Origin of the sequence: Xanthocytophaga flava (genome assembly GCF_030068545.1) — a bacterium.
Classification (GTDB): Bacteria; Bacteroidota; Bacteroidia; order Cytophagales; family 172606-1; genus Xanthocytophaga; species Xanthocytophaga flava.
The window spans coordinates 1-13,755 of record NZ_JASJOR010000064.1; the positions used below are offsets into that span (position 1 = coordinate 1).

The following is a 13,755-nucleotide window of genomic DNA, read 5'->3' on the forward strand; positions in this document are numbered from 1 at the left end:
GGTTTGTTGGCTTTTGGGCAAATCCTTCTTAAATTTGTTCAAAAGCGATGGGAGTAGTTTTTCTTCTTTTTTCACACATTGATAACTACTACTGCCTCGCTTTTATTCCGTTTGTCCAGCAGTCAGACATAAAACTTTTATTCAGGAAGATCTACCTATAAATGAGAGAATTGTAATAAATTCTGCAACATGCAATCTTCCGGAAACCTCCAATTCACACATTCTGAGTACTTGTATCCAGTTAACCTACTTGCCAGGTTGCTTTTTACAAATTTCTCGTTCTGATGTGATTACTTCTGCAGATTATATTATAGTCATTTATCAATTTGCATTTATCAACGCAAATTGATAAGAGGATAGTTGTGAATATACAATAAATTGAATTGTTTTGTTTACTAGTTTCTGTAGAAAGAATCAATAGAAAAGATTACTAACAAGTTTATTAACTTATGACAAGATTTTTACTATTACTTTTATTGAATTTATTTATTTTTCTTACTCATTTTTTGTATGCTCAGGATGATTTACGAAAATGGGCAATAAGTGGAGATATCTACACTGCTGCAAGAAGTGGAAATACTGTATATCTGGGTGGTAAGTTTAGTTATGTTGGCCCGGTAACGGGTGGAGCTGCTTTGCTTAATCCGACAGATGGTAGGGTAGTAAATAATCGATCAATTTTGATTAATGGCACAGTGAGAACTGCGCTAGAAGATGGACAAGGAGGATGGTATATAGGTGGAAACTTTAGTGAAATACAAGGGGTAAAGCGTAATGGTATTGCTCATTTATTAGCAGATAATTCGCTAGATCTATCTTGGCAGGTAGACATTACATATCCATTAATACCTGCGATTACAAAATTAGCAAGATCTAACAATACCCTTTATCTATTAGGTAAATTCACTGCCGTTAATGGTGAACAAAGAACGAATGCTGCTGCTATTGATCTCAAATCATTAAAAGTTACCCCATGGAACCCTGTACTGACGTGGAATTCTATCATGGATGAGAGTGGTGTTTATTGTATGGTGGTTGTCAATAATAAAGTTTATTTAGGTGGTAATTTTTCTTCTATTAGTGGTCAACTGCGTACTAATCTGGCAGAATTGGATGCTACTACAGGAGCAGTTACTCCGTGGATAATGGCTACTGATGGTCCAGTTAAGAGTTTAGCCGTATTTAAGGATCATTTGTATGTGGGAGGGGGCTTTTTAAAAATAGGAGGTGTTAAACGTGAAAGAATAGCTTGTATAGATTTGACTAACGGCACACTTACAGATTGGGCTCTTTCTCTAATCGGGGGCGTTGAGGTTCTGGTTGTCTCGGAGTCGAAACTCTATATAGGTGGTCAATCGCTTTTTGGTGGAGATTTCCTTGATGGCAATATCGTTGGATATGATTTGATCTCAAACTCACTACTGAGCTGGCGACTGAGAGGGCTACCTGACATCTATTTGCAAGGTTTTAATGTTTGGAAAAATACTATCTATGTAGTAGGAGGTACTTCAAGGGGGCAAATGATGAATTATGCTGCAGCTTTTGACGCAACTACCGGACGACAGTTAGATTGGAATCCAGGGCTTAATGGCATGGCAAGCTATGTATATGCTTCAGAAAATTCAGTCCTTGTCAGTGGGTATTTACATAGTGTTGGTGGGAAGTTTCGAAATAACTTTGCAGCAATTGATATTACCACTGGATTAGTAAGCAACTTCAATCCGAATATTCCTGTGCTTAGTTCTAGAGTGAAGAAGATTAGTGCAAAAGGAAATCTACTTTATATGCTGACTGATACTTCTCTGGTAAGGATTGACCTTATGTCTAACCAGGTAACAACATGGAGTTTTAAGCTTCGCTATTCAATAGGAACCTACATAGGTAATGGCTACTTCAATGATATTATCATTGAAGATGGAATAGCTTTTTTAGGAGGAATGTTTCATAATATAGATGGCGTCACACGTAACAATCTGGCTGCACTCAATCTTACTACAGGTACATTAGCTAACTGGAACCCAGATGCCAATGGTGAAGTTATTCGAATAGCGGCTTTTAAAGATTTGATATATGCAGGAGGAAATTTTAACCAATTGGGTGGAAGATCAAGAAGTGGATTAGGATCTGTATACAAAACATCTGGTATCGTTACTAGCTGGAATCCGAAATTAGAGTACAGAAATGGTTATGATGGTAGCATTTCTAAAGGTAAGGTTAGGTGTCTGGAGATTTTCAAAAATAGTTTATATGTAGGTGGAGAATATACTCACATAGATGATAAACCGAGAAACAGGTTAACAGAAGTAGATATTCTTACACATCAGATAAAACCTTTACAAACCATAGATAATTCAGTGCCTTCTACTCTTGCTATTTTAGATACTGTATTATATATAGGTTATAGACAATTTACCTATGGAGGAACTACAGTTTGTTCTACTATTACTGGCCAGACAACTGACTGGAACCTTAGTCCTTTACCTCCTTTTATAAAGAGTGCAGTAAATATATTAAACATAGAGGGAGGGATCTTTTCAGATGGATATGGAGGTGAATTAACGCCATATAATCCATTTCCTAGTACACATTTGTTCACACTTCATCTTCAAAAGACTTTTGTTCCAAATATAGCAAACCATATTGAAGGAACAGTATTTCATGATAAAAATGGAGATTGTAAGCAAAATGAAGGAGAAGAACCTATTCCAGGTGTAGTGGTGGTAGCCGAGCCAGGTTCTTATTATAGCATTTCAGATAAAGAAGGAAAATATAGTATTGAGGTTGATACTGGGATATTTACAGTGAGCCAGCGTCTGGATCTTGAAAAAAATAAGATTGTTACACAATTCTGTCCTAGCTCAAAGACACATACTGTTTCCTTTAAAATGTACAATACAATTAGTTTAGATAATAACTTTGGAGATAAAGTTATCCTAACACCATATCTTACAACAAGTGTAACATCTACCCGTCGTCGTCGTTGTTTCTCAGGTCAGACAACGATTTCCTATTGTAATGCAGGCGGTATTTCTGCTTCTGATGTAAAAGTTTATTTGCAACTTCCACCTTATGTAGTATTAGTCTCTGCCAGTGTTCCTTATACACAGGATGAAAATAAAAACTATGTATTCTCAGTAGGAAATCTGAATGCGGAACAATGTGGTTCTATTTGGATTGTTGATTCCGTGATGTGTAATAATCCTTCTATAAGGGGATTGACACAATGTACAAAAGTTTGGATTACTCCTGTTAATACCCGAACGATATCTTCTCAATGGGATCAATCAGATATTACCCTCAAAGCCCAATGTGTGGAAAATGGAAGAATACGTTTAGGTATATATAATACCGGATCTGGCAATATGTCTGATAGTACCAATTTTCGTATTTATCTAGATGCTAACTTAGCATTTACCAGTAAGACAAAACTAGCTGCGGGAGACAGCCTGCTATTGAAAGTTCCTGCAAATGGTAAAACTCTCAGGTTGGAGGTGGATCAGCATTCTGCACATCCTGTAAAACAATCTACAAATCTGACAATAGAAGCCTGTGGTATTAATTCTCAAGGTAATGTAAGCCTTGGATTTGTAGCTCAACTACCTAGTGATGATCCAGAACCGGAAGTAGATATAGAATGCTTACCTATAATAGACTCCTATGATCCCAATGATAAACTGGTTCTTCCTACTGGTATTTCTACTGAACATTATACATCATTAGGTAAAGAACTGGAATACACAATTCGTTTTCAAAATACAGGAACAGACTACGCCTATAAGGTTGTGATAATTGATACTCTATCAGAAAAACTAGATATAAGCACTCTTCAGGTAAAGAATGCTTCTCATCCATATACCTTTACTGTATCTGGAAAAGGAAATCCAATATTAACCTGGACATTTAGAGATATTAACCTTCCAGACAGTACCCGTGATCAGAAAGGGAGCAATGGGTTTGTAAAATTTACAGTTAAACCTCTTAATAGTCTACCTATAGGGGAACGGATTGAGAACTATGCTGATATCTTTTTTGATTATAATCCTGCTGTACGCACCAACACAGTTTTCAATACCCTTTATATTCCTTCTACTATTGTTTCCAAAGATCATGTTGCCGATGTAGTTGTGTGTAAACTGAATATGGCTGTATATGGAGGTAAAGCCCGTTCGTTCTGTGAGCAGGATACAATACAAATGGAAGCACAAAATCCGCTCTATGGTGAAGGCCGTTGGAAACGGATAAAAGGTGGAGCACAGATAGATAATCCCTCCGACCCTTATACACTAGTAACGGGCTTGACCTATGGTGAGAATACGTTTATTTGGAGTATTCCTGCAGGATCGTGTAATATTGACTCCTTGCAGACTGTGATAACTATTATTCGTTATCAGAACCCTATAAAACCTGTTATTGCTAAAACAGGTACACTCGAATTGCGATCCAGTATAGAAGCTGAAGAGTATAACTGGCTTTGGAATGGAACTTCGCTATCTGATAATACACAAAAGTTAAAGGTGAAGAAAGGTGGTACTTATACTTTAAAAGTTACTAGCCATGATTGTATGTCTGAATTTTCTGATCCTTATGAGTTTATACTCACAAGTCAAGAACTCATAGAACTAACTGGGATTTATCCTAGCCCAACAGAAAGCCGTTTTGTGGTTGAACTTCCAGAAGGTGTAACAGAGGCAACAATAGATGTATATGATAGGATGAGTAGAGTAATCATTCATCAAGTTGCAAAGAGTAAATTAAATGAGGCTATTGGAGAGGAATTTGACCTAACAAACTATGCTGTTGGAGTGTATTTTGTGAAAATTCAGACAAAAGATGCTGTTTTTGTTAAACGTATAGTTTTATGTAGATAATTTTATTAGGATGGTTTGTTACAGACTTTTAGAATACTTGTAAAATTTATAACAAACCATCCTAATAATGGCATAACTAATAGCAACTTTAGATAACCCTCTACCACTTTCTGACTATTCTGGACTACAAGTTTAATGTGTCTTACAAGGATTGGAAAGCATTTGCGGTTAGTGATGTTGTCGAAATCCATTTTGCTCCTAAGAGCAAGTATCTGTTTGAACTCCTGCGTGTCTGATAAGATCATCAGCTAGTCTTTTCCCCTAAGCGTTGGACATAATAGCAGTCTTACCCTTTCTCCGTAATTCCTCCCATACTGCTTAACCCGAGATTTGGATTATACTTGCCGTAATATGGATACATGTAAAGATCTGCATTTTTTCACCTTTGTATCATCTTTTCATGTTAACACATACCATCATTATGAAACACGTAAAATTAGGCAGTCAGGGCTTGGTAGTTCCTTCCATTGGGTTAGGATGTATGGGAATGACTCCCATCGCAGGCGGGGATATCTATGGCAAGGCTGACGAAAAAGAGTCTATTGCTACTATCCATCGTTCACTGGAACTAGGTGGAAACTTTCTGGATACCGCCGATCTGTATGGACCATTACTCAACGAACGACTGCTTGCCAAAGCTATTAAAGGGAATCGTGATAAGTACATCATTGCTACCAAGTTTGGTTTTGAGATTGATGACAACGAACAAATGACCTGGCGCATCAATGGAAAAAAAGCATATGTAAAAAAGGCAGTTGAACGGTCTCTGCAAAACCTGGGCATCGACTCTATTGATTTATACTATCTCCATCGTCTGGATAAAGACACGCCTATTGAGGAAACGGTCGAAGCAATGGCTGAACTGGTCAAAGAAGGCAAAGTAAAATACCTGGGTCTGTCGGAAGTTGGTTCGGAAACTATTCGAAAAGCACATGCAGTTCATCCGATCACGGCTTTGCAGACCGAGTATTCGCTGTTTGAACGGACTGTTGAGGAAGCAGGTATTCTGGCTACAATCCAGGAACTAGGTATTGGGTTTATTGCATACTCTCCACTCGGAAGAGGATTTCTTTCAGGACAAATTAAATCCCCTGACGACTTTCCGGAAGATGATTTCCGAAGAAATATACCAAAGTATCAAGGGGAACAGTTTCAGAAAAATATCCGTTTGCTGGAAGAAATTGAAGCCATTGCTGCTGAAAAAGGCATTACTACAGCACAACTAGCCATTGCCTGGACTATTGCAAAAGGTGCTGTCCCGATTCCGGGAACCAAGAAGGTAAAATATATTGAACAGAATATTGTTGCTACTGACATAGCTCTGTCATCGGATGAGTTACAAAGACTGGAAGCGATTATTCCGCTAGGTACTCAAACAGGTGACCGGTACGATTCCGTATCTATGACAATGGTCGAATAAAGATTGTACATACCATACAGGAGTCATCCCAAATATAGTCCATCCCAAAATTGTATATATTAGAAAGCACCTGAGCGAAATTCACGACAACTGAGTGTTTTGCCGTGAATTTCGCTCAAACCTGGATGTTGCGGTTTATTCCGATCAAAAAAAGTTTTGCCGTGAGTTATGCACAAACACAAAACTGCCGTAAATTCTGATCAAAATGTTCTTTAAGGGAGAGACGATCTATCTGGATTCATTCAGGAACCCTGCCGTGAACTATGCGCAGAAAAAAATTAAGTCCAAAGCATCCAGGTAAAACTAAACTCTGGCATTACTCATGTACCTTTACGATTTCAATCTTTCGTTTCAATGAAGCAGCCTGTCACTCCTCCCAAACCGATCCTGTCTATATCAGAGATGCACCATCTGCTAGGTTTGAAAAAGCCAAAGCATCCAATGGTCAGTGTAATCAGATTTGAAGACATGATATCAACAGGGACAGTTCCAAGATCCATATCCTACAATTTTTACCACATTGCTCTCAAGAAAAATTATCAGGGAAAGATTAAATATGGACAACAATATTATGACTTTGATGAAGGTATGATGACGTTTGTTGCTCCTCAGCAAGTAATCACTATTGATCCGGATACGCCTACCAGTCTGGAAGGTTTTATGTTGATAGTTCATTCGGATTTTCTGCAAACCTATCCACTAGCCAGTAAGATTAAGTCCTATGGATTTTTCTCCTATGCTGCTTATGAAGCCCTGCATTTATCCGAACAGGAAGAGCAGGCTATCATGCAGTTAGTAGCCAATATTGAACGTGAGATAGATACCAATATAGATCCTTTTACTCAGGAACTGATAGTATCTAATATTGATTTGTTGCTTACTTACTGCAACCGGTTTTATAACCGACAGTTTATCACCCGAAAACTGGCCAATAACGGCTTACTGATCAAACTGGAAACACTTCTGGATGTCTATTTTGCTAGTGTTGAACTGGAAAAGTCAGGCCTGCCTACAGTAAAGTATGTAGCGGATCAACTGCATGTTTCAGCAAGTTATCTTAGTGATATGCTTCGGGTTCACACCGGACAGAGTACACAACAGCATATTCACAATAAACTCATCGAAAAGGCTAAGACTATCTTGTCTACTACAGGGTTATCGGTGAGTGAAGTAGCTTACCAGTTGGGGTTTGAGTACCCTCAATCGTTTAATAAACTCTTTAAAAGCAAAACCAACCTCTCCCCACTGGAGTTTCGGCAATCCTTTCACTAGAGCGAGAGTTTTGCCTTATTTTACTATTGTGACTACAGGTGTACTGATGGTGAAATAATTTGTAAAGGTGCCTGTGCCTGTATAATCCATATACATCATGATATAGCCAGTACCTACTCTGGGAGGAATTCTTACACCAACTGAATCTGTAGTGGCAAATATTATTTCAGAAAAAGGAGCTGCGGGACTTTCTTCCGGACGCAGATCCAGCAAAGCTCCGGTTGCGCTGGTAGAATCATGAAAGCTTAATCTGTGTTGTGCTTTATTGGTAGCAAAGTACTTGCCATAAATGGTAATAATATCTCCTACTTTGCCACTTTCCGGACTTATTTTAGTGATATAAGGTAGAGGAGCTGGAAGTATAGAAAAGCCAAATGAGTTTTCAATGTACCCTTTTCGTTTCAATGTGTGCCAGCCAGATGCGGCATTGGGTGGAACCTGAAGGGTTATCTCTGTTTCTGTAACAGAAACAATAGTAGCAGGGATGTCACTCCCATTAAATTTAATTTCCAGATCTTCTTTGACCTTTCCAAACATCTTTCCATGCAGCGTAACCAATGTCCCACTTGGTCCTCCCTTGGGAAAAAGGTTTTGTACCTGTACTCCGCTTTTTCCAGGATCTTCCTCACAGGAAAATAGCATAAGCATAGCTAAAAGCAATCTAATGGTAGTTGTTTTCATAGAGGTATAGATGGATGTTAAGGAATTGACTGCCAGTAGTAAATATAAGATTCTTTTACTTGATAATTAAGTAAACATTTAAAATGTTACTTTGCTTTTTGTGAGAGTAATTGGAGGATTCACATTTTATAGGATAAAAAATAGTATGTTATTTTGGTAGAAGGCGGGATGATTTTGATGGCTTACTCTACAGTAACTATAGGTCCGAATTTGAGGCCTTTTGCAATGAATTTCCTTTATTGGAAACTTATATACATCAGCTTTAGGAAGTTCTAATACTTCTTGACAAGAACAACCAGCAGTGAATGCAATTCCTTTGCAGATAGCATGTATATCTATTCATTAAACTCTCCATCACTGTCATAATGAAAATCAGTCAATCGTAGCATTCCTGCTAACTAACTGTATTTTGTAATCATATTAACCAAGTAGTAAAGAGCAATATTTTATCTTTACTTACCAATATAACCTTGATTGATACCCAATGCTTGAAACCTGTAAGGGTGCAAGTAAAAATATCAGTAGTCAAAGTAGATATAGTTCAATCAAGTTAGGGAGAATTATTCTCAAGAATCATCGAGCAAAATATAGTAACCTCACAGTGGTAAAATCATTGTTATGATTGCCGAACTTTCTCCGACATAAATAATATACTAGCCAAGTAAAAGCTAATACTTGGCTAGTATAAGAATAATTCCTTATGTGATGGCATCAAAAGGTGTAACACTTATCACTGAGAGACACCCTAACTCCCAATGAAAAAAATCATAGACGATGTAGTTTTTCTGACCTCTCTGCAACTAATTGATAAATGAATGAAACATACAGCGAATGAAAACACCTGTAGATACCCAATTTATTCAGCATATTAATGAAAACATAGGAATCGCTCATAAAGTGTGTCGTATCTACTTTGAAGACACAGAGGAACGGGCAGATATGCTGCAAGAGATGATGTACCAGCTATGGAAATCCTATCCAGGGTTTGATGCCCGTTCGAAATTCTCTACCTGGATGTATCAGGTATGCCTTAATACAGCTTTAGGATGGCGTCGTAAACATAAGCAGACGCAAGATGAACGCATCTCATTGAAGCACTATGGAATTGCAGAACCGGGACAAGATCAGCTGGAAGAAAGCATTCAACAGCTTTTTCGGGCAATCGGGACACTGTCTTCCTTAAACAAAGCTATTGTGCTGTTGTATCTTGATGAGATGAGTTATGAAGAAATCGCAGCCATTACAGGACTCACTCGTTCCAATGTAAGTGTGCGCCTGGTCAGGATTAAAAAAGAACTGGAAGAACAACTAAAAAAAACTAACGTCACCAATTATGTCAACTCTTGATGAATATAAGAAACAATGGGGTCAATCATTTTGTGAGTCCACCCCTTACGATCAGCTCGCCTTTCAGAAAGTCATTAAAAAGCGGGTCAATCAGCATACAAGGTCTTCAATGCAGTATTTCTGGGCATCTTTTGCATTCCAGATCCTGATATACGCTCTATGCGGGCATCTGGTAATCCGATACTGGTTTGTCATGCCTATTCTGTTGCTCAGCCTGACAGGTATAATACTTTACATTCCCTTTACAGTTATGCTGCTTAAAAAATTCAAACGTTTTGCTGTTGTCACTATTGTCTCCAATGAAACATCTTCTATCTACGAGTATTTACTTGAAAAACAACGCTTGCTGGAAAACTTTTTTCGGTTTAAGAAGCAGTATGAATTCTTTCTAATTCCTCTGATTTCAGCCATTGGGGTGTTTTTGGTATTTGCGATTTATGTACCTGGAGGCGTTCAGGCATTTCCATTTGGTGCAGTGATCACCTATTTGATTACTCTTTTATCCTGTTATTTAGCTATACGGGCCGAAAACTATAAGAGTTTTGTTGGACCTCTGGCTCAGATAAAAGACATTTTGAGTGAGTATGAGACAGGTGCTTCTCCACAGGAGTAAGGGAATTATTTGCCTTTTTACACCAGTTATTCGTTGCTCAATCCTTTCATGTGTGTTTATGCGTCCGTCTTTTTGATCAGGCAAAAAGACGGACGTCAACGATACTACATGGAATCCGTTTGTTTTTCGCTTTTATATGGACACGCCCAAAAACAAAGGGTAGACATTACTATTCGATACGTATATCAATTACAGGTCTGTACTTATGGCATGTTTTTTCGTCATTCGCCTCCAGGTAAGAACTGTTACTAAATACCAGGATAAAATCAGTGTATAATACAATGGGACAAGAAGCGCATGGGTTGAATACATATATTCAATAAACCCTCTGTTATTGGCTGCAATCAGTATCATAAATGACAAAATACCTGTGAAGATAAGCTTGACTCCCAGACGACGTGTCAAACTCCCTTTTGTAGTGCGAGTTCCTATTTGTATGATAAAAACCATGCTAATAAGACTAAGCCCCACTGTAAACCCTTTCATAAAATCATTTATGCTCAATGGATTTTTGGATTTGAGAGCAACCGTAAAAAAGAAGCTTCCAATGGCCAGAAACACAAGTAATGAAGGCACACGGGTGATAGCTCTTTTGAACTCATTCCAGTAAAGTCCCAGCACAGTTTTTCCCATCAGTTGTCTATAACTTTCTTCTAATTCTATAAGACCCATTCGGCCTCCAAACTCTGTGTCTGTGAGTTGTAAGGCAGCTTCAAAAGAAACTTCTTTATTCATTTGTGTTTCAATAGCAGAAATATAATGGTCTGTCATTTCTGCCAAAAACTCTTTTTCTTCCAACTGAAAAGAGGACAGGTGTTCCTGTATTTTTCGGATATACTCAGTTGTCAAAGCCATATGGTCAGATAGGTTTACTAGTTAAGATAATTTGTAGATTCTGCAGAAAGTTTGTCATTTCAGCTAAACGGTTCACCGATTCAGTTTTGCCTTGTTTAGTCAAAGAATAGTACTTGCGGGCTCTTCCTTCTACAATCTGGGTTTCGGTAGTCAGCAGACCTTCTGACTCCAGCTTATGTAATGCCGGATACAAGGCTCCTTCTGTGAGTTGCATCTGGCCACTGGTTAACTCCTTTACCTTTTGTGTAATTTCATAACCATACATTTTTTCACGGTCTTCGAGTAGTCGTAGAATGATAACTGACAGACTACCTTTCAGGAGATTCTGGCTTTGTGGATTCATGTGCCAAATATATACAACTTTCTTATACACCTACAAATCTTAGGTATATTACTTTTCTATATATAAAGAATTTGTTTGTAGGCAAGTGCAATACAATGGGATTGAGAAAACACCATTGATAAAAGGCAGTATGGACCTCAACCAATAATCTCCTTTCTATGATAATACCCCCATTCTTTAAGCGCATAAATCACCTTATGCAGTGATTCAGCATGAGTGGTAGCAGTGTATTCTACCACTGGAGGGAATGCATCAATTACCACTCTGGTAACCAGATGATTTGTCTCCAGTTCTTTTAGTTCTTTTGAGAGCATCCTGTCGCTGATACCCTCTATTTCTCTGGCAATCTCTTTAAATCTTCTTTTTCCATTCAATAAAGCAATCAGTATCTGTAGCTTCCACCTGCCATTCAGCACCTCCAAGGCATCCTTTACTGCCCGTAAATCCTCTTTTGAACATTTGGTATGAGTTGACATAAGACCTTGAAATAACCATTACTAACCTGTCAGTAAGCACTTACTACCTGTTTAGTGCTTACAAATCAAATGCTAAGATAACTAGTTTTGCGACAGTAACAGATGGCAACTGTAATCTGCTTACCATCTGATTTTAATAGAATGACAGCACTAGGATACTTAGACATACCTATATGAATAAACGAATTCTTATTTTCGGAGCTACCGGGCGAACAGGTCAACTGATAGTCGAGTATGCATTGGCGAAGGGATATTCCATTACTGCATTGGTCCGTAATCCTGAAAAGCTTACGATAACTTCCGAACGCCTAACCATATATAAAGGATCTCCGACTAGTTTAGAAGATGTGCAAAAAGCTATGGCCGGATGTGACTATGTGATAAGTGCCTTGAGTGCTCTTTCCGTAAAAGACAGCTTTTCATTTAAACTGATTACTCCACCGAAAACACTCGAAAAAAGTATCGGCAATGCAATAAAAACAATGAATGAGTATGGTATCAGACGTATTGTTACACTTTCGTCTATTGGGGCAGGAGATTCCTATTCCTATGCTCCCTGGTTTATGAGGTGGGTTATCCGACTAACTAACTTTAAAATTGTGTTTGCCGACCATAACGAACAGGAGTTGTTGATACAGCAATCAGCTCTGGATTGGATAATAGCCCGACCCGTAGGACTCACCAATACTACCAATCAGGGAAAACTCGTGGTTAGTTACCACGCAACTCCTTCGCCCTTTAAAATAAGTAGAATGTTGGTAGCCAAATTTATGGTAGATCAGCTTAATCAGGATGTCTTCCTATATAAAGCCCCCATTTTATCCGAATCGTAAAATGCTAGTTGAAATCAATTCCGCTCAACAAAAGTTTTGCGGTAAGCTCAATACGTAAGCACAACTATACACAGAAGAAATAAACAAATATACTCACTCATTCTTAATAAATCCTTCGCATCCTTCAAATTTGATAGTTGTTTCTATTATACACCGAAACAGATCCGGTTTAACTCTATAGTGTGTTCTAAGATAGGTAAGTATGATTTGTAAGCGCAGGGTGTTAATTCTTGCTGAACCTTTTTATTCAACATCAATTGTTCTTCTTGAAAAAACAAGATATAGTTTGATTCTTTAACTATTTGACTTTGAACAAACTCTCCAAACATATTCAGATACTGCCTATTTGACGTAGTAATGGTATTTTCTAAATAGAGAAACGTAAAGACACTAACCTATATTCTTTCTACAAATAACGACTTAGTTATATTTTTTCAGCAGAGTAAAGTCATTATTCTTGAGTTGTCTTATTTCAGAATCAGCTGATGAGTACATTTACGTTATCAATGGTCAGAAGAATCAGATATATATCAGCATTTTCTCGTGTTGGATAAAATTAAATCTTCTATTTCTATTGAAAAGGGACTGCCGTTTTTTGTTTCTTTTTTAAAAAGCAAGCACAACTAAATCAGAAGTCAGTTGGAACAGGACTAAAGCGGACAGATAATGAGAGAACTACTATAGTAAGGTCTATAAAACAAAAAGCCACTCATTAAGAGTGGCTTAGCAATAATAAAGAGTAATAATAAAGTGGCGGCGACCTACTTTCCCACCGGTGAAGGCAGTATCATGGGCGTGAAAGGGCTTAACTTCTCTGTTCGGAATGGGAAGAGGTGATCACCTTCACTATAACCACCAACAATGTTGGTGTCCTGCGACAATGTTTTGTGTCTTGCGACTGATTTGTCTTGCGACTGATTTGTCTTGCGACAATGTTTTAGAAGTTCGTTTTACTCATCTTACTTAGTTGAGTGTACTACTCTAGTGAGTAAAATTGACAAGTGGAAAAGAGAGAAACTCATTAACGAGTGTTTAAGTATAACAAAG

General features: G+C 37.9%; 10 protein-coding genes and 1 rRNA gene. 6 read left to right on the top strand and 5 right to left on the bottom strand.

The window, feature by feature from the left end; translation table 11 throughout:
- The first annotated feature begins 449 nt into the window (after window positions 1-449).
- From QNI15_RS38490 to QNI15_RS38500, 3 genes are all read left to right on the top strand, one after another.
- On the top strand, window positions 450-4,868 hold the full coding sequence (locus QNI15_RS38490; RefSeq protein ID WP_314037483.1) for a DUF7619 domain-containing protein: 4,419 nt from the start codon (window positions 450-452) through the stop codon (window positions 4,866-4,868).
- Between the two features lie 421 nt (window positions 4,869-5,289).
- On the top strand, window positions 5,290-6,288 hold the full coding sequence (locus QNI15_RS38495; protein WP_314037485.1) for an aldo/keto reductase: 999 nt from the start codon (window positions 5,290-5,292) through the stop codon (window positions 6,286-6,288).
- A gap of 354 nt (window positions 6,289-6,642) precedes the next feature.
- Window positions 6,643-7,560: a helix-turn-helix domain-containing protein gene (locus QNI15_RS38500; protein ID WP_314037487.1), complete on the top strand. Its 918-nt coding sequence runs from the start codon at window positions 6,643-6,645 to the stop codon at window positions 7,558-7,560.
- Between the two features lie 15 nt (window positions 7,561-7,575).
- On the opposite strand, the gene QNI15_RS38505 is transcribed toward QNI15_RS38500, so the two are convergent.
- Window positions 7,576-8,241: an IPT/TIG domain-containing protein gene (locus tag QNI15_RS38505; RefSeq protein ID WP_314037489.1), complete on the bottom strand. Its 666-nt coding sequence runs from the start codon at window positions 8,239-8,241 to the stop codon at window positions 7,576-7,578.
- A gap of 831 nt (window positions 8,242-9,072) precedes the next feature.
- Between QNI15_RS38505 and QNI15_RS38510 the strand changes: the two genes are divergently transcribed.
- Together QNI15_RS38510 and QNI15_RS38515 are read left to right on the top strand one after the other, a co-directional pair.
- A complete protein-coding gene (locus tag QNI15_RS38510) occupies window positions 9,073-9,588 on the top strand; it encodes a sigma-70 family RNA polymerase sigma factor (protein ID WP_314002741.1) in 516 nt (171 codons plus the stop codon).
- Window positions 9,575-10,201: a hypothetical protein gene (locus QNI15_RS38515; RefSeq protein WP_314037491.1), complete on the top strand. Its 627-nt coding sequence runs from the start codon at window positions 9,575-9,577 to the stop codon at window positions 10,199-10,201. The genes QNI15_RS38510 and QNI15_RS38515 overlap by 14 nt, the downstream gene beginning before the upstream one ends.
- A 189-nt stretch (window positions 10,202-10,390) precedes the next feature.
- On the opposite strand, the gene QNI15_RS38520 is transcribed toward QNI15_RS38515, so the two are convergent.
- From QNI15_RS38520 to QNI15_RS38530, 3 genes are all read right to left on the bottom strand, one after another.
- On the bottom strand, window positions 10,391-11,056 hold the full coding sequence (locus QNI15_RS38520) for a hypothetical protein (RefSeq protein WP_314002745.1): 666 nt from the start codon (window positions 11,054-11,056) through the stop codon (window positions 10,391-10,393).
- 4 nt (window positions 11,057-11,060) lie between these two features.
- The gene (locus QNI15_RS38525) at window positions 11,061-11,399 is read right to left on the bottom strand and encodes a PadR family transcriptional regulator (RefSeq protein ID WP_314037493.1); all 339 of its coding nucleotides are present in this window, start codon (window positions 11,397-11,399) and stop codon (window positions 11,061-11,063) included.
- Window positions 11,400-11,536: 137 nt separating this feature from the next.
- Window positions 11,537-11,875, bottom strand: a complete 339-nt coding sequence (locus QNI15_RS38530; protein ID WP_314037495.1) for a winged helix-turn-helix transcriptional regulator — start codon at window positions 11,873-11,875, stop codon at window positions 11,537-11,539.
- 173 nt (window positions 11,876-12,048) lie between these two features.
- Here QNI15_RS38530 and QNI15_RS38535 point away from each other — a divergent pair, with 173 nt between their 5' ends.
- A complete protein-coding gene (locus tag QNI15_RS38535) occupies window positions 12,049-12,708 on the top strand; it encodes an NAD(P)-dependent oxidoreductase (RefSeq protein ID WP_314037497.1) in 660 nt (219 codons plus the stop codon).
- A gap of 748 nt (window positions 12,709-13,456) precedes the next feature.
- Here QNI15_RS38535 and rrf read toward each other — a convergent pair.
- Window positions 13,457-13,568: ribosomal RNA gene (gene rrf, locus QNI15_RS38540) — 5S ribosomal RNA — on the bottom strand.
- Window positions 13,569-13,755: the final 187 nt, after the last annotated feature.